The sequence below is a fragment of the Pseudomonas berkeleyensis genome, assembly GCF_014109765.1.
Taxonomy (GTDB): Bacteria; Pseudomonadota; Gammaproteobacteria; order Pseudomonadales; family Pseudomonadaceae; genus Aquipseudomonas; species Aquipseudomonas berkeleyensis.
On the sequence record NZ_CP059139.1, the window covers coordinates 1,484,771 to 1,503,471 of the forward strand.

At 60.0% G+C, this 18,701-nt stretch carries 16 protein-coding genes; 9 read left to right on the forward strand and 7 right to left on the reverse strand.

Going from position 1 to position 18,701, the window contains the following annotated elements; genetic code table 11:
• Positions 1-162: 162 nt before the first annotated feature.
• Both HS968_RS06855 and HS968_RS06860 read left to right on the forward strand, forming a co-directional pair.
• Positions 163-1,467: a CitMHS family transporter gene (locus HS968_RS06855; protein WP_106739246.1), complete on the forward strand. Its 1,305-nt coding sequence runs from the start codon at positions 163-165 to the stop codon at positions 1,465-1,467.
• A 223-nt stretch (positions 1,468-1,690) separates the two neighbouring features.
• Entirely contained in the window at positions 1,691-2,380 is a 690-nt protein-coding gene (locus HS968_RS06860; RefSeq protein ID WP_407681645.1) for a TerC family protein, read from the forward strand.
• Between the two features lie 280 nt (positions 2,381-2,660).
• On the opposite strand, the gene HS968_RS06865 is transcribed toward HS968_RS06860, so the two are convergent.
• A complete protein-coding gene (locus HS968_RS06865) occupies positions 2,661-3,938 on the reverse strand; it encodes an O-antigen ligase family protein (protein WP_182370696.1) in 1,278 nt (425 codons plus the stop codon).
• Positions 3,939-3,988: 50 nt separating this feature from the next.
• Here HS968_RS06865 and HS968_RS06870 point away from each other — a divergent pair, with 50 nt between their 5' ends.
• Genes HS968_RS06870 through HS968_RS06890 form a run of 5 tightly spaced genes read left to right on the forward strand, consistent with a single transcriptional unit; the run spans position 3,989 to position 10,166 of the window.
• Positions 3,989-4,900: a phosphoenolpyruvate carboxykinase (ATP) gene (locus HS968_RS06870; protein WP_182370697.1), complete on the forward strand. Its 912-nt coding sequence runs from the start codon at positions 3,989-3,991 to the stop codon at positions 4,898-4,900.
• Positions 4,897-5,751: a sulfotransferase domain-containing protein gene (locus HS968_RS06875; RefSeq protein WP_182370698.1), complete on the forward strand. Its 855-nt coding sequence runs from the start codon at positions 4,897-4,899 to the stop codon at positions 5,749-5,751. Before HS968_RS06870 ends, HS968_RS06875 begins: the two co-directional genes overlap by 4 nt.
• Positions 5,735-6,685, forward strand: coding sequence for an AAA family ATPase (locus HS968_RS06880; protein WP_182370699.1), 951 nt, complete (start codon positions 5,735-5,737; stop codon positions 6,683-6,685). Before HS968_RS06875 ends, HS968_RS06880 begins: the two co-directional genes overlap by 17 nt.
• Complete coding sequence (locus HS968_RS06885; protein ID WP_182370700.1) at positions 6,682-8,241, forward strand: cobaltochelatase CobT-related protein; 1,560 nt, start codon at positions 6,682-6,684, stop codon at positions 8,239-8,241. Before HS968_RS06880 ends, HS968_RS06885 begins: the two co-directional genes overlap by 4 nt.
• Positions 8,238-10,166 (forward strand): asparagine synthetase B family protein, encoded by a 1,929-nt coding sequence (locus HS968_RS06890; RefSeq protein ID WP_182370701.1) that lies wholly within the window; start codon positions 8,238-8,240, stop codon positions 10,164-10,166. The genes HS968_RS06885 and HS968_RS06890 overlap by 4 nt, the downstream gene beginning before the upstream one ends.
• A 75-nt stretch (positions 10,167-10,241) precedes the next feature.
• On the opposite strand, the gene HS968_RS06895 is transcribed toward HS968_RS06890, so the two are convergent.
• The 3 genes from HS968_RS06895 to HS968_RS06905 all read right to left on the reverse strand — a co-directional run bounded on the left by HS968_RS06895 (position 10,242) and on the right by HS968_RS06905 (position 11,223).
• Positions 10,242-10,403, reverse strand: coding sequence for a hypothetical protein (locus HS968_RS06895; RefSeq protein WP_182370702.1), 162 nt, complete (start codon positions 10,401-10,403; stop codon positions 10,242-10,244).
• A gap of 126 nt (positions 10,404-10,529) precedes the next feature.
• Positions 10,530-10,691 carry a hypothetical protein gene (locus HS968_RS06900; protein ID WP_182370703.1) on the reverse strand — a complete coding sequence of 54 codons (162 nt, stop codon included), beginning with the start codon at positions 10,689-10,691 and terminating at the stop codon, positions 10,530-10,532.
• A gap of 364 nt (positions 10,692-11,055) precedes the next feature.
• On the reverse strand, positions 11,056-11,223 hold the full coding sequence (locus HS968_RS06905) for a hypothetical protein (protein ID WP_182370704.1): 168 nt from the start codon (positions 11,221-11,223) through the stop codon (positions 11,056-11,058).
• A 575-nt stretch (positions 11,224-11,798) separates the two neighbouring features.
• On the opposite strand from HS968_RS06905, the gene wecB reads away from it, so the two are divergent.
• On the forward strand, positions 11,799-12,875 hold the full coding sequence (gene wecB / locus HS968_RS06910) for a non-hydrolyzing UDP-N-acetylglucosamine 2-epimerase (RefSeq protein WP_182370705.1): 1,077 nt from the start codon (positions 11,799-11,801) through the stop codon (positions 12,873-12,875).
• 11 nt (positions 12,876-12,886) lie between these two features.
• On the opposite strand, the gene HS968_RS06915 is transcribed toward wecB, so the two are convergent.
• Both HS968_RS06915 and HS968_RS06920 read right to left on the reverse strand, forming a co-directional pair.
• On the reverse strand, positions 12,887-14,548 hold the full coding sequence (locus HS968_RS06915) for a WecB/TagA/CpsF family glycosyltransferase (protein WP_182370706.1): 1,662 nt from the start codon (positions 14,546-14,548) through the stop codon (positions 12,887-12,889).
• Positions 14,549-14,595: 47 nt separating this feature from the next.
• A complete protein-coding gene (locus HS968_RS06920; protein ID WP_238338915.1) occupies positions 14,596-15,588 on the reverse strand; it encodes an NAD-dependent epimerase/dehydratase family protein in 993 nt (330 codons plus the stop codon).
• A 240-nt stretch (positions 15,589-15,828) separates the two neighbouring features.
• Here HS968_RS06920 and asnB point away from each other — a divergent pair, with 240 nt between their 5' ends.
• Positions 15,829-17,631 carry an asparagine synthase (glutamine-hydrolyzing) gene (gene asnB / locus HS968_RS06925; protein ID WP_238338916.1) on the forward strand — a complete coding sequence of 601 codons (1,803 nt, stop codon included), beginning with the start codon at positions 15,829-15,831 and terminating at the stop codon, positions 17,629-17,631.
• Here the strand turns inward: asnB and HS968_RS06930 are convergent.
• Positions 17,620-18,693 (reverse strand): glycosyltransferase family 4 protein, encoded by a 1,074-nt coding sequence (locus HS968_RS06930; protein ID WP_182370709.1) that lies wholly within the window; start codon positions 18,691-18,693, stop codon positions 17,620-17,622. The genes asnB and HS968_RS06930 overlap by 12 nt on opposite strands.
• Between the last annotated feature and the right edge of the window lie 8 nt (positions 18,694-18,701).

Here is an 18,701-nt window from a genome sequence, read left to right on the forward strand (position 1 = left end):
TAAACACAAGACGGGTATCCGACATGTCCATCGTTCCTTTCGCATTGCCAGGTTTTTCCGTGATTCAGATGACCGGCCGCGGTCTGCCCTGATACCCGGCAGGCGCGTCATCGCCAGCAATCCAGCTTTCATCTGATCCGATAATTACAAGAGTTCAATGCAATGCTCTCACTGCTCGGTTTATCCATGGTGGTCGTGTTCACCTACCTGATCATGACCAAACGCCTGTCTCCCGTCGTGGCACTGACCCTGGTGCCCATCGTCTTCGCCGTCATCGGCGGATTCGCTCCCGACCTTGGCAAGATGATGCTCGACGGCCTCAAGACCGTCGCGCCCTCGGCGGCCCTGCTGCTGTTCGCCATCCTGTTCTTCGGCATCATGATCGACTCGGGCCTGTTCGATCCGCTGATCCGCACCATCCTGCATGCCGTCAACGGCAACCCGACCAAGATCGCCATCGGCACGGCGCTGCTATCGCTGATGGTGGCGCTCGATGGTGATGGCACCACCACCTACATGATCACCGTGGCTGCCATGCTGCCGCTGTACAAGCGAATCGGCATGAACCCGTTGATCCTGGCCTGCATCTCCATGCTCTCGCTCAGCATCATGAGCGGCATGAGCCCCTGGGGTGGCCCGGCCACGCGCGCCATCGCAGTCCTCGGCCTGGATGCCACCCACTACTTCATTCCCATGTTGCCGACCATGATCGGTGGCGCCCTGTGGGTAGTGTTCACCGCCTGGATTCTCGGCCGCCGCGAGCTCAAGCGTGTCGGCAACGTGCAACTGCAGACGGGTGGCGATGATTGCTACATCAAGTCGATCCTGGTCGATGGCCCGCACAAACGCCCGCGCCTGATCCTGATCAACCTGCTGCTGGTGGTGGCGGTGATGGTCGCCCTGGTGGCCGGCCTGATGAACGCCGCCGTGCTGTTCATGATCGGCTTCGTCATCGCCCTGATGATCAACTACCCGCGCCTGGACGAGCAGAAGGAACGCATTCTTGCTCACGCCGGCAACGCCATGACCGTCGTGCTGCTGGTGTTCGCCGCCGGTGTGTTCGCCGGCATCTTCTCCGGCACCAAGATGGTCGATGCGCTGGCCAACTCGCTGGTGGAAATGATCCCGCCGAGCTGGGGCAGCTTCTTCCCGCTGGTGGTGGCACTGACCAGCATGCCGCTGACCTTCGTGCTGTCCAATGACGCGTATTACTTCGGCATGGTGCCGATTCTGGCCCAGGCAGCGTCTGCCTACGGCATCGATCCCGTGGAGATCGCCCGTGCTTCGGTGCTGGGGCAACCGGTGCACCTGATGAGTCCACTGGTGGCCTCGACCCTGCTGCTGGTGGGCATGGTCGACCGCGACATCGGCGATTTCCAGCGCTTCACCTGGAAGTGGGCCGTGCTCACGTCGCTGGTGATCACCGCGCTGGCGCTGCTGTCCGGCGCCATCAGCCTGTTTGCCTGATCCCGTCGGGCCACACGTTGGTGTGGCCCGGCATGATGTGGGGCCTCATCGGCCCTGAACAGCGTTTGCCTCGCGCGGGCGCGACACCCTGCACTCACAAAGTGCGGGGTTTACTGACCACGACTATCCGACTCGCAGGGCACGGCCATCCGCCTGCCTGGTCGAGCTGCGGCTCCGGGAACCCACAGGTTCCCGGTCTTTTTTCTACAGCTGGAGACTCTTGTTGATGGATTTGTTCATCGATCCCGTGTTCTGGATGGCGCTGATGCAGATCGTCGCCATCGATATTCTGCTGGGCGGCGACAACGCCGTGGTCATCGCCCTGGCCTGTCGGCACCTGCCCGAAGCTCAGCGGCGCAAGGCGATCATGGGTGGTGTGATCGGGGCGATCGCGCTACGCATCGGCCTGCTGTTCTTCGCCATGCAACTGCTGGCGCTGCCGTACCTGAAACTCTTCGGCGCCGTGCTGCTGCTGTGGATCGGCATCAAGCTGCTGCTGCCCGAGCCAGACGAAGCCCATGAGATCAAGGCCGGTAGTGGATTGATCGCAGCGATCAAGACCATCATCGTCGCCGACGCCGTGATGAGCCTGGACAACGTCCTGGCTGTGGCCGGTGCTGCCGGCGGCAACCTGCTGCTGGTCAGCCTCGGCGTGCTGATCAGCATCCCGATCATCGTCTGGGGCAGCCAACTGGTGCTGAAACTGATGGATCGCTTACCCCAGGTGGTGCTGCTCGGCGGCGCATTGCTGGGCTGGATCGCCGGCGGCATGGCCGTGGGTGACGTCGCCGTCGCCGAGTGGATGCCAGCGATCGTCGGCCTGAAATACCTGGCCGGCGCACTGGGCGCTGCACTGGTGATCGCAGTGGGTGTCTTCATGCGCCAGCGCGGGGCTGCGCAAGAGGCTGCTTAGTCAACTGGCCCGTTCAAATGCAAAAAAGGCACTTGCGGTAATCGCCAAGTGCCTTTTTCGTAGCGCTGATTTGGTGGAAACGGAGCAATTTTAGTTTCTTTACTTCGCCCATATTTTCGCTTGCTCAAATGGTAGCTCCCATATCTAGCAAGGGTTCTGCTGTTGATGGGCTCTCCTACGCGATGGTTCGGCATCGAGAGCGCTATCAAGGGTGCAGGCGCTCTGATTTGCGAGCCTTGCCTTGTGGCAGGGGGCTCTCGGGTCGGTGAATCCCACCTTGTCAGGCGTTCTCTTGTTGCGGATCGGTGGTTATTGGTGGCCGCAGCCCGATCAGAATGCCTGCCGGGAGCCAGAACAATACCCAGTAGTGGTTTGGGCGCAGGAGTATCGAGTGAACGTCCGTTAGCATCGCCACCATGGCCAGAATCAGCAGAGCCAGGCCCAGGCGGGCTAGAGGCTGCTGGCGCAGGCGCCAGCCCTTTTCTAGCAGGCAGCCTAAAAACAGGATGAACAGGGTGATTCCGGGCAGGCCGAGCTGATACCAGAGTTGCAGGTAGAGGCTATGAGCATGTTTGACCGACCCGCCCCAAGGGTAGGTGAACTCGAACGATGTCCCGGGGCCTTCACCCCATAGCCAGAAGTCTGGTAGACGTGCCAGCCAACTCAGCCAGATCAGGTCACGCCTGCTGGCGCCTCTGACCAACCATTCATTACGCACTTCTGGCCAGAACATGACCAGCATGCCCAGGAGCAGAAAGGCTCCACTGATGAGTAACGCTCTGGAGGTGCGACCGGGAAACAGCAACAACAGGCATAGACCTGCCACTAGTGTGGAAACCCAGGCACCTCGGGAAAATGTCAATAGGACATAGGCACATAGACCCGCGATGCCGAGCAGTATCAGGCCTGCTTGCCAAGTACGGAGAGGGGCGGCGACCAGACGCTGGCTCAGGAGAATGATGAAAACGCCATAGTAAAGACCGGCGACGACCGGATGCTTGAGATCGGCTAGGCCTTGCCAATCAAGAGTATATAGGCGAGCGTCTTCCCGGATCTTGGCATAGTCCAGTGGAATCGCCTTGATGCCGAACTGGTGAATTAAGGTCATCCAGGCGAACATAGCCGCCACTGCCGCACACAACGTAAGCACTGTGATCAGCGTTCGCGGGTGCAGTGTCAGGCGCCCGACCGCATGAGTGTAGATCATCACGAATAGAGCGATTTTTAGCCAATAGGCAGGGTTTTTCCCGCCGACCTCCGTTCGCCAGAGGGCATTCAGTATCACATAGGCCAGTAGACCAGTCAGGGCAAGAACCACGGGCTGCTTCCAAAGCCGTAAGTCCGGGCGAGTGAGCAGCAAAACCAGGCTGGGCAGCAGTAAAAACAGATGAACCTGAGTAGAGTAGGTACTGCCGTCGGCAATCAGCAGTAGTCCTGATATCTGCAGAAAAAGTCCGAGACTGAGCACTGCCTGCCAGGTTGGTGAAAGTGCCATACCTCCGTTTTTACAGGTTGCCACTTGGCTGGCTAGTCTCCTCACGCTGTGGAACAATCCCATGGTTTACCCGTTCCCTTCGGCCCTTCTGGATAAGGCATTAGCCACTATTTATGTCGCGCATTCTGCATAAAGCCTATGGCTTGTCCATTGACTCCGATTTGCCATTGCCCGAGTTATCATCGATGTCTCCAGATGCTGCGGAGGACGTCGACGTCGAGATTCGGCAAATGACGCTGGAGGCTCCCGAACATTACGGGGCGTTACGGCAGGTAGGACCTTTTCTCTGGGCTTCCACAACCTGCTTGTGGTTGCAGGTACCCGGTGTCGTCACCTTTCTCGTGCGTGAGGGGCGGCAGATTCTTTTCGAGCCGGCTGCCGGTGTCGACGGGGACAGCATCCGCTTATTCCTTCTGGGTTCGGCCATTGGCGCATTGCTGATGCAGCGAGGGTTGCTCGTATTGCATGGCAATGCAGTGCGCATTGGTGACCGTTGCATGGTCTGTCTAGGTCATTCGGGGGCCGGCAAATCCACCCTGGCAACGGCGTTCTCTCAGCGTGGATACGAAATATTGGCCGACGATGTAGTGCCCGTTACGGCAGATGGATGGGTGCTGCCGGGCATTGCCCGAGCCAAACTGTGGGCCGACAGCATCAAGCATCTGGGTATCGAGACGACAGGTCTGCAGCGAATCAGGCCTATGCTGGAGAAGTTCAGCTTGCCGCTGGATCGTTCGCCTGCGCTGGAGCCTCTTGCGCTGGGCGGTTTATACATTTTGGACAAGCACAATCTGCCTGACTCCACCATCGAGCCACTACAGGGTATCCAGCGTTTCGGGTGGCTCTGTGAGCACAATTACCGGCCGCGTTTCATCGATGCGATGGGGTTGCAGGCTCAGCGGTTCTCGCTCTGCGTTGCGATAGCCGGCAAGGTGAAGGTCAAGCAAATCATGCGCAGCGCTACAGTCTTCGATGTCGACAGTCTGGTCGACAAGATTCTCGCTGACATGGGCGTGGTTGCATGAGTGAAGGTATCTACTGGCTGGCGTCTTATCCCAAGAGCGGAAATACCTGGCTACGTACCTTCATCAGCAATCTGTTGAGCGATGCCGATAAGCCCGTGGATATCAACAGCCTGCTGGGTGATCATGCTGCCGATCGGCTTTGGCTGGATGATGTGTTGGGTTTTTCCAGTGCGGATCTCAGTGATGACGAGTTGCAGCAATTACGGCCTGCCGTTTATCAATGGGGCGAGCGGGTATCTCGCTACGTCAAGATCCATGATGCCTATAGCTATTGCGCCGACGGTTCACCGCTGATTGGCCGTCATGGTACGGCGGGTGCCGTATACCTGGTACGCAATCCCCTGGATGTCGTGCCCTCGCTGGCCAATCACTTTGGCTGTAATCTCGAGCAGGCTTTGGCCATCGCGCTCGACAGCGAGTATGTCCTGAGTCGCAACCCAAAGCTTTACCTCGCGCAGACTGGCCAGTGGTTGTCATGCTGGTCGGGGCATGTGCGCAGTTGGCTCGAGCAAACGGATGTGCCCGTGCATGTCATGCGTTATGAAGACATGCTCGATAAGCCTCTTCAGACATTCGCGTCGGTCGCTCGCTTCCTGGGATTGCCCCATGATTCGCAAGCGGTCGCCAAAGCATTGCGCTTCAGTGACTTCGAGGTACTGGTTGAGCAGGAAAAGCGTGGTGGTTTTCGCGAGCGTCTTTCCAACCAACCCTTCTTCAACAAGGGCAAGAGCGGCTATGGTCGTTCCATGCTGAGCCCTCAGCAGATCCAGCGCATCCTGCAAGCTCATGCGCCGATGATGGAGCGTTTCGGTTATTTGGACAGTGGAGCTTTTGATGAGCAAGGCCGGTAGCGAGTCTCCCGATACTTTATGCGACCCTCTGGCTACTTTCGGTTGCCAGCTACCCTGGTCGGTGCCAGCTTTTGCTCAGAGCAGCGATCATGTGCCGATGGCCGATCCTGCCTTCCAGTTCGACCCGCATGTCTGCCGCGCCATTCTTCTGGGCTTTGCCCATGCCCGCCGTGTTTATCTGTACGGGCCGCATGGCAGTGGCAAGTCGACGCATATCGAGCAGGTCGCTGCCCGGTTGAATTGGCCCTGCCTGCGCATCAATCTCGACGGCCATGTCAGCCGAGCCGATCTGATCGGTCGCGACATGCTGGTCGTGCGCGATGGGCGACAGGTCACCGAGTTCGTGCCAGGCCTGCTGGTCTGGGCACTGCAGCGCCCCATGGCGCTGGTGCTCGATGAGTACGATGCCGGTCGCCCTGAGGTGATGTTCGTCATCCAGCGCCTGTTGGAGGCCGATGGGCGTCTGACCTTGCTGGATCAGAATCAAGTCATCACGCCGCATCCGGCATTTCGTCTGTTCGCTACCGGCAACACGGCCGGCAGTGGTGATAGCGCAGGGCTGTATGCCGGTACGCAGGTGCTCAATCAGGCGCAGCTCGACCGTTGGAACGTCATGCTGGAGCTGGGATATCCGGCCAAGGAGCAGGAAGCCAGAATTATCCACGCGCGCCTGCCAACGCTGGAGCAGGAGCAGGTTCGGGGCATGCTCGAACTGGCATGGCTCTGCCGTCAGGCGCATGAACAGGGCGAGTTGTCTGCGCTGCTGTCGTTGCGCACGCTGTTGGCCTGGGGCGAGAACCTGGTGTTGCTCGAAGACATGGCTCATGCGTTCTGTCTGTCGTTTCTCAACCGCTGTGACGTTGCCGAACGGCCCCTGGTTGCTGAGCTTTATCAGCGTTGCTTCGCGCGTGAACTGCCTGACGTCGGACGATGAGTGGCGATCCCGAGTTCGGAGCATTGCAGGTCTGGCCGGCTATCTATGCCGGCACGCCAGGGGCATCCGTCGCTCATTCTGATCGAACCCATAGTGATGCTGACGCTGCCTGGCAGCGCTGGCATGAGGTACAGACCGAGGCGCTGTTCTCCGTACTTGAACAACCCTGGTACAGGGTGATCGAACAGGCGCGGGTGGAAACGCTGGCCAGCCAGCACCTGCCAGGCATGGCCCAGAACCTGGCGTTTCAACTCTCGTCGTCCAGCGCCTTGTCGCCTGCTGCGCATCTTTACCACTGCGCCCGCTCCGTCCTGTCCGGTGTGGCGCCGAGTGATGGGCAATGGCAGGTTCCCGATCAGACGGCTGGCCGATGGTTGGGGCGTCTTTTCGATCGTGGCCGCCAACGTCAGTTGCAGCAACTGAGTGCGCTTTTGCCCATGCGGTTGTCCGAGGCGCGTATGCAGTTGGCCGATGCCCAGGGCTTCGCTCGGGGGATCAAGCCTCTGGTTGAGGCGTATGCCCGTGCATTTGCTTCCGCGCAGCCATTACCCTCGCAGCCCATGGTTGCCAGCGCGACAGCCGGGGGACGGAAGAACCTGTCTTCACGTTCAGTTGAACGCCAGGCTGAGCAACAGGAGGCGTCTTATCGGGTTTTCTCCAAGGCTTGGGACGAGGTGCTGGGCGTGCGCGAGCTGAGGGCGCTGGCGCAACAGCCGCATGCCGCTCTTAGTGACGAGATCCAGGCACAGGCCAGGCGCCTGGCCCAGCAGCTGCGCAAGCGTCTGCAAAGCCTGCAGCAGCATCGCTGGCGCTTCGATCAGACACAAGGCATGCTCGATGCTCGCCGTCTGACATCGGTGGTGACCAGCGCCAACACGGCCATATTTCGCCAGCCACAACAGGCTCCGCTGACCGATGCCAGTATTGCCCTGTTGCTCGATCAGTCCGGTTCGATGCGTGGTTTGCCGCAGCAGATGACCTTGCTGGCGGTCGATCTGGCCGTGCGTGCACTCGAAGCAGCCGGCGTCTCGTGTGAGGTGCTGGGTTACGGTACACGCTATGCCGGCCAGGACAACCCGGTATTCGACGCCTGGCGGGCTGCAGGCCGGCCGGTGTCTCCCGGGCGGCTCAATGCCACGCGCTACCTCGTCTACAAGAGCGTGCGGCAACCCTGGCGCGCCGGTCGTGGGCTATTGATGCGTCAGGCACCGCTCGCGGGGGAAAACATCGACGGTGAGGCGCTGCTCTGGGCGGCCAGGCGCTTGCTCAAACAGCCGCAGCGGCGCAAGATTTTGTTGGTGTTCTGCGACGGGGCTCCGCATGACGAAGCGACCATCACGGTCAATGGCCCTGACTATCTACGCAGGCACCTGCACCAGAGCATCGCCATGATCGAGCGTGGGCCGATCCATCTCGCGGCCATTGGCATGGGCCAGGGTATCACTCATTACTATCGCAATAGCCTCAGGCTGCAAGGCCCTGAGGCGATCTTTAGCGTATTGTTCGAGCAGTTGCCGCAACTGCTTGATGGCTCGAACGGGGAGAGGTTCGCATGAGTGCCATTGCTGGCATCGTTCGCTTTGACGGTCAAGCGTTGGATCGCAATGTATTGCAGCGCATGAGCAACATACTTGCGCCATACGGGCGTGATGCCCAAGGCACTTGGCACGGCGCTGGAGCTGGCTTGGTAAGCACCTTGCTGCGCACGAAACCGGAAGATCAACATGACCGCCAGCCCGTCGCGCTCGGCGACTGCCAGGTAGTCTTCGCTGGGCGCCTGGACAATCGTGACGAACTGATCGCTCAGTTGGCGCTGGACGAGCGCCTGAGCAGACAGATGGCCGACTCCGAGTTGATGGCACAGGCTTGCCAGCGCTGGGACACACTGGCTCTTGAACGTGTCGAAGGCAGTTACGCCCTGGCCTGCTGGCAACCGCAGCGTAGGCGTCTGTGGCTGGCGCGTGATGTCATGGGAGAACAGCCGTTGTTCTGGCACCGGCAGTCCGGATTCTTGGCCTTTGCCTCCTGGCCCAAGGCGCTGTTCTGCGTACCGGGTGTCCCGCGCAGTGTCGACGAGCAGAGTGTGCTCGAACAGCTGGCTTTGCTGCCTATGGCGGGCTGTTCCTACAAGGATATCCATCGAGTGAATCCAGGCGAGCTCATGCTGGTGGAGGGCGATAAGGTTTCCACGCACATCCATCGGCGCCTGGGCAGTGGCCCGCAGGTGCGCTTCAAGCGTGACGAGGACTATGTCGAGGCACTGCATGAGCATCTCCAGCGGGCCGTGTCGGCTTGCTTACGCAGCAGCGGGCCTGTGGCTTCGCACCTCAGTTCCGGCTTCGACAGTTCCACCGTAACGGCCTACGCTGCGCGCCAACTGGCGCACAGGGGCGAGCGCCTGACCGCCTACACGGCAGCGCCCAGAGAAGGCTTCGCAGGGCCTGTACCGCGTGATCGGCATGGTGACGAAAGCAAGGTGGCAGCCCAGTTGGCGGGGCGTTTCGACAATATCGATCATGTGATTCTGCGTTCCTCGGGCCAGTCGCCGCTGGAATCCCTGGAACAGGAGATCGACGAACTGGATCAATCTCCGGTCAATCCTTGCAATACCCTATGGATGCGGGCCATCGAGCGAGATGCACAAGCGCGTGGTTGCAAGGTGATGCTTACCGGGCAGATGGGCAATATGTCCATTTCCTACGATGGCTATCCCTACATGGCCTCGCTCTGGCGCAAGGGGCGTTGGCTGCAGTGGTGGCACGAACTGTGTGCCTATCAGCGTACGCATCCGCAATGGCGCAGGCGTGGCCTCGTTCTGCGCACGGTTGGTGCATCGATGCCTGGATGGTTGTGGCAACAGATTGCTATCAGACGCGGGGAGTTTGGTGGGGAGCTGGATCAATATACGGCCGTAAACCTGCAGCAGTTGAGCGCTGGATGGCTGCAGCAGCGCGCCGAGGCCAAGGGCTGGGATCTTAGTTACCGACCCTGGCACGATGGCAGGGCCATGCGCCTGGCCGTGTTAGGTCGCATTGATACCGGTTCAGTACTCGCCTCGGCAAACTTGCGCGGGCTGGAAATGCGCGACCCCACCTGTGACAGGCGGCTGGTGGAGTTTTGCCTGGGCGTGCCGGATTCGCAGTTTCTGCGCGACGGGCAGCCGCGCTGGCTGTTGCGTCGGCTTATGGCTGACGTGCTACCCGAGGAGATACTCGAGGGACGCGGCAAGGGTTATCAATTCGCCGACTGGTATGAGGGGCTTAGCGCTGATCGTGAGCGTCTGCGCGAGCAATTGCAGCAGTTGCGTCAACATCGCCGGGCAGCACAGTTACTCGACCTGCCGGCACTGGAGGCGCTGCTTGAAAATTGGCCCGAAGAGGGCTGGAACAACATGGCGACCATTCAGCGCTATCGTCTGAAACTGCTCAGGGGTGTCGCAATGGGGAGCTTCATCCGCTATGCCGAGCCGGATAATCGCTGATTGTGGTTGGCAGGCTGTTGACATCTACCTTGGAAGTCCCAATTCCGCGCGTTTCAACAGTTCGCTAATGTGTTCTCAGGAGAAAATACCTGCGTCAGTTGCGCCAAGACCTCCAGCCTCGGTTTCGTCTAGATCCAGTCGAACAAGACATGGTGTCTGGTAGGGCTTGCGTTCACGGACGTCGATCTGCTCGTTTGGCTCGGCTGTGGTAACGGTTTCAGTTTCCTGAAATTGCATGTCAAGAATCTCCTGTTAGGTCGATAAGCCAATACAGCTCAGCATTTCACTCACTAATGGTGGGGATGCGCAGGTAAGGATATGACGCTGACACTGGCCAGAGATTACAAAGGCTTTACCAAGTCCTCAGGACAGAGTGAACCCATCATTGGTTCCACTGGTAAGGCCTTGTGTCTCTGAAAGATCCAGTCGGACAAGGCGGGGCGCCTGGTAGGGCTGGCGTTCGTGGACGTCGATCTGCTCGTTTGGCTCGATCGTGGTAACGGCTTCAGTTTCTTGGAATTGCATATCAAGAATCTCCTGTTAGGTTCATAAGCCAATACAGCTCAGCAGTTTACTCACTGGTTGTGGGGATGCGCAGATAAAGATCCGACGCTGACACTAGCCAGAAATTGCAAAGGCTCTACAAAGGCACTCAGGACTGAGTAATCCCATCACTGACAACTCCGGTGGAACCTTGTGTCTCTGAAAGATCCAGTCGGACAAGGCATGGAACCTGATAGGGCTGGCGTTCACAGGTGTCGACCTGCTCGTTTTGCTCGCTGGTGGTAACATTTTCAGGGGCTTGTGTTTGCATGCTCGGCTCTCGTGGCGGGTGCTGATCAGCGATGATCTTCGGTGTGGTAGTGCCGGGGAATAGCGCTAACAGGGGTCAGGAATAATTTGCAAGCCCGTCGTTGACTCCACCAGGAGTAGAGCCCTCGGTTCTCTTTAATTCAAGTTGGACAAGGCTGGGCGCCAGGTAGGGCTGGCGTTCGTGGATATCAGTTTGTTCGTTCGACTTGGCTGGGGTGACGGTTTCAAGGTCTTGGGCTTGCATGCTACTGCTCTCGTGGCGGACGCTGATCAGCGATTATCGTCAGTCTGGTAGTGCTGGGGGAATAGCGCTTACAGGGGGTCAGGAAAATATACCCGCGTCAGTTGTACCAGCTGGGCCAGCCTCGGTGTTCTTGAGTTCAAGTCGGACAAGGCTGGGCGCCTGATAGGGTTGCCGTTCGCGGGCGTCGATCTGCTCGTTTTGTTCTGTGCTGGTAACGGTTTCAGGCTCTTTTGGTTGCATGTCGGATATCCCGTTGGTTGCAGTTATCTGATCGTATCCGCGTTGTCTGTTGAGCAAACACTCAGAATGCCGTGATGGCTTTGGATAAAGTGCCTGCTGGCGGACTCTGATTGAGCGTTGTCCTAACCTGAGCGTTCTAGCACGATGATTGCTCGCCTGCCAGATGGCAGAGCGAAATGCCTCTACCAGTTGCTGCCCCCCCACACGCACTTATGCCTAATACGCTTCGCGGGCTTGAGTAGGGGGAGGGCATGCGGCATTCTTGAGGAGCCTAGGACTGGCGGTGGATGAGCTTTCGCTGGCGTATGGCCTCATTTACCTGCCCGAGTCGTTTCATGCACATCGCCTTTGTTCTGGGCACGCGCCCCGAAATCATCAAGCTGTCTTCCCTGATCAAGGCCTGCCAGGATCAACGGATCGACTACACCCTGATCCATACCAATCAGCATTATTCGTCCTCCATGGATGCGCGCTTCTTCGAGGAACTGGCGTTGCCGGCCGCCCATTTCAACCTGGGGGTGGGGGCCTGTCCTCCCGTCTCCCAGGTCGGACGTATGCTGGTGGCTCTGGAACCGTTGCTCAACGACCTGAAGCCCGATCATGTGGTGGTGCAAGGCGATACCAACAGCGCTCTGGCCGGTGGGCTGGCGGCTAGCAAGGCAGGCTTTGACGTGGCGCACGTCGAAGCGGGGTTGCGCAGTTTCGACCGCAGCATGCCTGAGGAAAACAACCGGGTGCTGCTCGACCACCTGGCCAGTCACTGGTTCTGCCCTGCCGAGCGGCAGGTTCAACTCCTGGCACGGGAGGGTATCACCGGGCCGGGTGTACAGGTGACCGGCAATACGGGCGTGGATGCCACCTTGCTGTATGCCGCTCGAGCCATCGAGCAGTCACAGGTGCTGGCACGCTTCGGGTTGCAGCCAGGCAATTATCTGTTGCTGACCTGTCATCGCCCCTCCAACACCGATGATATGGCGCGTTTCGCCCAGCTCATGAGCAGTATTGAGCATCTCGCCAGGAGGCGTGGGCAGGTGGTCATATATCCCTGCCACCCTCGCTTGTCAGCGGCACATCACGCGATACTCGCGGCCTTGCCTTCGATTATCTGCTGCGAGCCACTGGGCTACCTGGATACCTTGGCATTACTGCAGCAGTCATCCCTGCTACTCACCGACAGTGGGGGGCTGCAGGAAGAGGCCTATGTGCTGGGTTTGCCTTGCCTGATCCTGCGTAACAATACCGAGCGTCCGGAAACCCTGGAAAACGGTGGCGCCTACCTGGTTCGGGATATCTCGCCAGAGACGCTTTGCCGACTGGCTGCCGAGTTGGAAGGGGCGAGCATTCACAGGGGCGGAGCCCTTGGCGATGGCCTTGCCTATCGCCATGTTCTCGGTGCTTTGCTCGAATCCTGAGGCTGTCAGGGTTAGCCGAAGAGGCGCTTGGCGAGCCAGGCCGGCAGCCATAGCATGATCAGGCGGCTATTGCTGGTGACATAGCGTTTGAGCAGCCGCCGCGGTTCCTGGAGAAGGCGAAACAGCCACTCGCAACCGGCCCGCTGCATCCACAATGGAGCACGCCGCAGGCGCCCAGCCAGGACATCGAACGAGCCACCAACTCCCATCAGGAAGGGTATATCGAGCCTGGCCTGGACGCGGCTCAGAAACAGATCCTGATTAGGTGTAGGGAGCCCGACGATCAGGCAGTCGGCTCCGCTGTCGCGCAGTGTCTCGAAGAGCTGCGGCTCCTGTTCTGCGTTGAAATAGCCATGGTGCCAGCCCGCCAGTTGCAGCGTCGGGTAACGCTGTTGCAGCTTTCTCACGGCCTCTTCGATGACATCGGGCCTTGCCCCCAGCAAATAGGGGCGAAAGCCCTGGATGGCACAGGCTTGCAGCAACGCATGCATCGTATCGATGCCGGTTACCCGCTGCGGAACGGGGATACCCAGGCCGCGGGCTGCCCATACGACACCCATGCCATCTGCCACGCAAAGCTCTGCACGAAACAGTGCCTGGCGCAGTTGGGCATCCTCTTGCAGGTCGATCAGCTTGGCAGTATTGACGTCCGCCAATCTCAGCGATTGGCGTGTCTTCATGCTGTCCAGTGCGCGCTGGATGACCTGTTCCTGTGTCACCAGACTGACGGGGGCGCCGAGCACGATGGCTTGCGTCGGGGTCGAGAGCGCCTGATCCAGTGCCCTCTCGTGTCGCCAGCGGGAGAGTCTTCCAACCCTGTCTGCACCGAGTACGGACTGAAGGGCTTTCAGGCGCATACGCCGAGTCGACGAGACAGGCGTTCGCTGAGCGTCTCGGGCCTGTTGCAGAAACGCTTCGCGTTGTGCAGGCGTCACGGGGGCAATGGCCGAGCCTTCCTCAGCAGGGCGTGCCTCCTGATAAAGATTACCGGCCGTGCAGTTCGTGGGGGCAACGGGTTCCCAGCCTCCCAGGCGTATGATGCGCTGCAGGCCGTCTGCACTGAAATAGCAGGTGTGCGCTGGATGCACTGCCGTCCAGGTGGCACCCGGGATGAATGCATCGGGGACTTCGATGGCCAGGCGACTTTCGGGTGTACTGACGGCGGCAAGCTGCCTGAGCACACCCACAGGGTCGACCAGATGTTCAAAGGTATGAAAGAGCACGATCAGATCAAGCGTACCGACCTGGTCGATCTGCTCGAGTTCGATGAAACGAACGGGGGCACCATCGAGCGCCAGGGTGCGTTCGGCATGACCTGGCTCGACCGCGAACAGTTGCAGGTCATCGCGTAAGGCATGCAGGCTGCCAAGGAAGGCGCCATGGCCGGAACCGATCTCCAGAACCCTGGCATGGCGGGGCAGTGATTGAGCCAGTCGCCTGGCTCTGTGCAATGCCAGCTCTCGGCTGCGCATTTGCAACAGCAGGCGTTCGTTCGGCGTGTTGCTGGCCATGAAGGGGAACAGCTGGCGATAGTGTTCCCGGTAGAAGTGATCCAGAGTCGTGGCCGGCAGATCCGGACACAGGTAAGCCGAGGCGCAATGGCCACAGCAGTAGAGCGTCTGGCCGCTATCGAGCAATTGCTCCCGGTCGATAGCGTGCTGATCTTCTGTCATGCCGCAGAACCGGCAGATGGCGGCTCCATAATTCGGTCGCATCAGGCTCATGCGTTGGCCTTATGCTTCTGCCACTCTGTCACGATCTCCTGAAGGCTGTCATCGAGCGGTGTCGCTGCATGCCAGCCCGTGGTCTCCGTGGTCTTTTCCGGAGCCCCCCATTGGCTAGGACGGTCGACCTTGCGGCGCAGGGCTGGATCGCTGTGAATCTCTACGGTCAGGCCCAGGCATCGAGCCAGGCCATTGACGATATCGGTAATTGCCGTTTCGCGACCGCTGCACAGGTTGTAGGCACTGGCTCGTTGCTCGGGCCACGGTGCATGGTTGGCCAGTGCGGCCAGACCGGTGGCGAGATCCCTGACATCGACGAAGTCGCGACGAGTATGCAGGTTGCCCATTGCCAGGCGTATATGCGAGCCCGCCGGTGCACCTTCCATGCGTCTCAAGACCTCAGGGATCAGATGGCCATTGGGGTCGCCCCAGCCGATGGCATTGAACAGTCGGGCAATGATGCCACTGGCCCCAGTGCGCTCGGCCCACAATGCCAGTTGGTGTTCGTTGCTCAGTTTGGTGCCGGCATAGACATCGCAGGGATGCAGTTGCATGTCTTCGTGAAGAGGCTGATCCGCGACGGCGTAAACCGCGCCGCTGGAGGCCAGCAGGACGCGTTTGCAGCCTTGCTTTGCACAGGCATCGAGAACGGTCTGCAGGCCCAGGACATTGACCTCAACAGCCAGCCTGGGATCCGCTTCACAGCTGGGGATGTGATGCAGCGCCGCCAGGTGAATCAGCGTATCCGGCTCGAACTCGCGCAATGCCTGTTCAACGCGCTCTGGGTCACGTATGTCGCCAAGGAAAGTGCTGAGGCCAGGGCGAGCCGCGGGCATGGGCAGGCCGACGGACAAATTGTCGAAAACGGCGACGTGCGCCTCTGGTAGTAATACTTCCAGCAGGCGACTACCAATGAATCCTGCTCCGCCTGTGATGAAAAACCGCCTTTTATTCCCCGATGCTGCGAATGGTGAAGACAACTTCCGCACTCCCTGGCTGGCAAATCAGGCACCGAGTTCAGCGCCATTGATGGTGCCCTATTGTAGGGCGGTTTTGGCAGAACAACAGGTGGGTAGACGCAGAATCCGATGATGATTGTTGTTAGGATGCTGCGTTGATTTCTGGGGCTTATGTCGCTCGTCCAGCGTGATGTTCGGACTGTATGGAGGCTGTCTATGTGTGGTCTGGTGGTTCTGGCGCGTTGGCCAGAGCAGGCGAGCAGGCTGGCAATGCGAGCTGCGTTGGATTGTCTGGCGCATCGCGGGCCGGATGCTGAAGGCATGCATGCGGCCTGGGGTGGTCGGCTGCTGCTGGGGCATCGTCGTCTTGCGATTCTCGATACCAATACGGCGGCGTCCCAGCCCATGATTGACCCGCTGACGGCAACCGCGCTGGTCTTCAATGGCGCGATCTACAACTATCGTGAGTTGCGCGCTGATTTGCAGGCACTGGGCGCCGTTTTCAGCACGGGCTCCGATACGGAGGTCATTCTGCTGGCCTGGCGTCATTGGGGCACGGCGTGCTTCCAGCGTTTCAATGGTATGTGGGCGCTGGCGATACACGATGGGCCTTCCGGGAAGCTGTATCTGAGTCGTGATCGCCTTGGGGTCAAACCCCTGTATTGCCGGCGATCGGCGGATTGCCTGGCGGTGGCCAGCGAACTCAAGGCTGTGCTGGCAGCCAGCCAGGCGCCGCTAAGGGTCGACCCCGCCGCGGCATTGGACTACCTGAGCCTGGGCTTGCTCGATCATCGTCCTTCCAGTTTCCTGCAGGACATCATCGAGGTACCACCCGGGGCACTATGGTGTGTCACGCCGGATGGCTTCATCGAGCAACGACGTTTTCATGACTGGCCCGAGGTCGATCCAGACTTGCAATGCGAGACGGTCGCCAAGGCGCTGCCCGAGCTTCTCGTGGATGCCGTCGGTTTGCGTCTGCGCTCCGATGTCGCGCTTGCCGCGCAGCTTTCCGGTGGTATGGACTCGGGTAGCGTGGCCTGGGCCATCGGTCAGCAACGCCAGGCGCTGGAGCATTTCCAGGGCTTTTTTTCCTATGGCTACGATGGCGAGATAGGCCAGGAGCACGACGAAACGGCGGCAGCCTTGCGCACCCTGGAGCATGTCGCGCCTGGGTTGCCGTATCACCGGGTAGCGGCTGCCGCCTGTCCGCAACTGGCGGAGCTTGAACAATTGATCGCGGTGCAGGAGTTGCCAGTGGCGACGCCGAGCATTCTGGCGGGGTGGCGCCTGTTCCGGGCTATCTCGGCAACCGGGGCGAAGGTGGTACTGACGGGGGATGGCAGTGATGAGCTGTTTGCCGGCTATACCCGGCGCTATCTGCCGTTGGCACTGCGTCGAGCGCTCGGGCGATTGGATTTTGCACAGGCGGGTGCACTTCTGGCGAGTGATGAGCTGTCATACGGCATTGCACTGCGCCGCTTGGTCTGGAGTCTACCCGCCTCGGCCTTGTATGGCCTGTTCCGCCGGCAGCCGCATATGCGCGTGCTCCGTGAGGGCTTCCTGAATGCTCAGCGAGAGGCATTGCAGGGCGTGATCGCTCTGCAGCGCCAGGAGCTCGATGTGCAGGGCGTCGATGATGTGAGGCGGGTGCTGCTGCCGCAGATTCTGCGCTATGGCGATCGCAATGCCATGGCCTGGGGCATCGAGTCACGATCCCCATTTCTGGACTACCGCATCGCCGAGCTGGCCATGCGCCTACCCGCATCACGCAAGGTTGGGCCGGCGGGTGGCAAGCTGCCGCTGCGCATGGCGATGACTGGCCGTCTGCCGGATGCCGTGGTGCGTGGGCACAAGAATCGCGGGTTGGGCAATGCCGAGCAGTACCAGGTTGGCCATATGAACCTGACCGAACTGCTCGAGGCACCTCCGCAGGCCGCAGCAGATTTCATCGACATCGCGCAGCTACGCGAACAGCTACGTCGCCAGCCAGGCAACCCCAGATTGTGGTGGCCGGTCTGTTTCCTGCTTTGGCTGCGTTGGCTGGAGACCGGGCCGGGGCGACTAACGTGCTGACAGGTTTTCGTAGAGGGCTTTTACGCGTTGACGAATACCTTCCCAGGTGAAGGTATTCATCGTGCGTCGATGATGTTCGTCGCTGATCCTGCCTCGAGACTGCTGCACGATGCATTGCACGAGTCGGCTGACATCCGCGAGTGGGTAGAGCGCATCCTCCAGGCCGACTTGGGCGAGGATCGCCCGGTTGCCTGGAATGTCGCTGGCGACCACCGGGCAACGGTGCAACAGCATTTCGATGATCACTGTCGGCATGCCTTCCATTTCCGACGGGAGCAGGAATGCATCGGCTGCAGCCGACATCCCGGCGACATCGTTGTCGCTGACGAAGCCGTGGAACTGTACCCGTTCACTCAGTCCCTGGCTGGCGGCCAGATGTTCCAGGCGTGCACGGTCAGGGCCGGTGCCGACCAGATGCAGCACTGCCTGCTCGAGTCCAGGTTGGCTAAGCGCTGCAATGGCGTCTTCGAGGCGTTTGACGCAGTCGAGTCGTCCCACCGACAGCAAGGCCGGCGAGCCCTCGAGTTCTGTGCCCATGGCGTTCTGAGGCAGGCTCTTCAGCAGCACACAGTTGGGGATGAATACCGGGCGGGTGACGCGCAGGTTTCGGGTCTGTAGATAGTCCAGCCAGAATTCAGCCAGTAACACGGTGGCATCAGCCCGCTTCAGGAGCCAGCGTTCGGCCAGTTGATCCCATAGCCACTTGGCCGCGCGTTTACCGGTGCTGCTGTCGTGATCGTAGTAACAATGTGGTGTGTAGACGACTTTCTTGTTCAGACGATGGGCCATGTACGCCGTACGTAGACTGATCGGTGTGCGTGAGCCATGGACATGCACGATATCCGCCCAGCGAACGTCGGCCAGCAGGTTGGCCTTGCTCGCATGATGGACTTCATAGCGGCCTGCACCCGCGTCAGGGTCTATAGCCTGAGCGATCACGCGTATCGAATGCCCCTCTTGCAATGCCAGATCGGCCAGGCCGGCGATGTGGCGCGAAACGCCACCACCGCCAGTATGAGGTTGGAAGTTCTTGTAGACGTGCAGGATGCGTGCAGGAGTCATGTCGAGAC

Excerpts from the sequence above, each read along its gene's own strand:
- HS968_RS06855 (WP_106739246.1), top strand. The coding sequence starts at position 163 with ATGCTCTCACTGCTCGGTTTATCCATGGTGGTCGTGTTCACCTACCTG.
- HS968_RS06865 (WP_182370696.1), bottom strand. The coding sequence starts at position 3,938 with ATGGGATTGTTCCACAGCGTGAGGAGACTAGCCAGCCAAGTGGCAACC.
- HS968_RS06870 (WP_182370697.1), top strand. The coding sequence starts at position 3,989 with ATGTCGCGCATTCTGCATAAAGCCTATGGCTTGTCCATTGACTCCGAT.
- HS968_RS06875 (WP_182370698.1), top strand. The coding sequence starts at position 4,897 with ATGAGTGAAGGTATCTACTGGCTGGCGTCTTATCCCAAGAGCGGAAAT.
- HS968_RS06880 (WP_182370699.1), top strand. The coding sequence starts at position 5,735 with ATGAGCAAGGCCGGTAGCGAGTCTCCCGATACTTTATGCGACCCTCTG.
- HS968_RS06885 (WP_182370700.1), top strand. The coding sequence starts at position 6,682 with ATGAGTGGCGATCCCGAGTTCGGAGCATTGCAGGTCTGGCCGGCTATC.
- HS968_RS06890 (WP_182370701.1), top strand. The coding sequence starts at position 8,238 with ATGAGTGCCATTGCTGGCATCGTTCGCTTTGACGGTCAAGCGTTGGAT.
- HS968_RS06895 (WP_182370702.1), bottom strand. The coding sequence starts at position 10,403 with ATGCAATTTCAGGAAACTGAAACCGTTACCACAGCCGAGCCAAACGAG.
- HS968_RS06900 (WP_182370703.1), bottom strand. The coding sequence starts at position 10,691 with ATGCAATTCCAAGAAACTGAAGCCGTTACCACGATCGAGCCAAACGAG.
- HS968_RS06905 (WP_182370704.1), bottom strand. The coding sequence starts at position 11,223 with ATGCAAGCCCAAGACCTTGAAACCGTCACCCCAGCCAAGTCGAACGAA.
- wecB (WP_182370705.1), top strand. The coding sequence starts at position 11,799 with ATGCACATCGCCTTTGTTCTGGGCACGCGCCCCGAAATCATCAAGCTG.
- HS968_RS06915 (WP_182370706.1), bottom strand. The coding sequence starts at position 14,548 with ATGACAGAAGATCAGCACGCTATCGACCGGGAGCAATTGCTCGATAGC.
- asnB (WP_238338916.1), top strand. The coding sequence starts at position 15,829 with ATGCGAGCTGCGTTGGATTGTCTGGCGCATCGCGGGCCGGATGCTGAA.
- HS968_RS06930 (WP_182370709.1), bottom strand. The coding sequence starts at position 18,693 with ATGACTCCTGCACGCATCCTGCACGTCTACAAGAACTTCCAACCTCAT.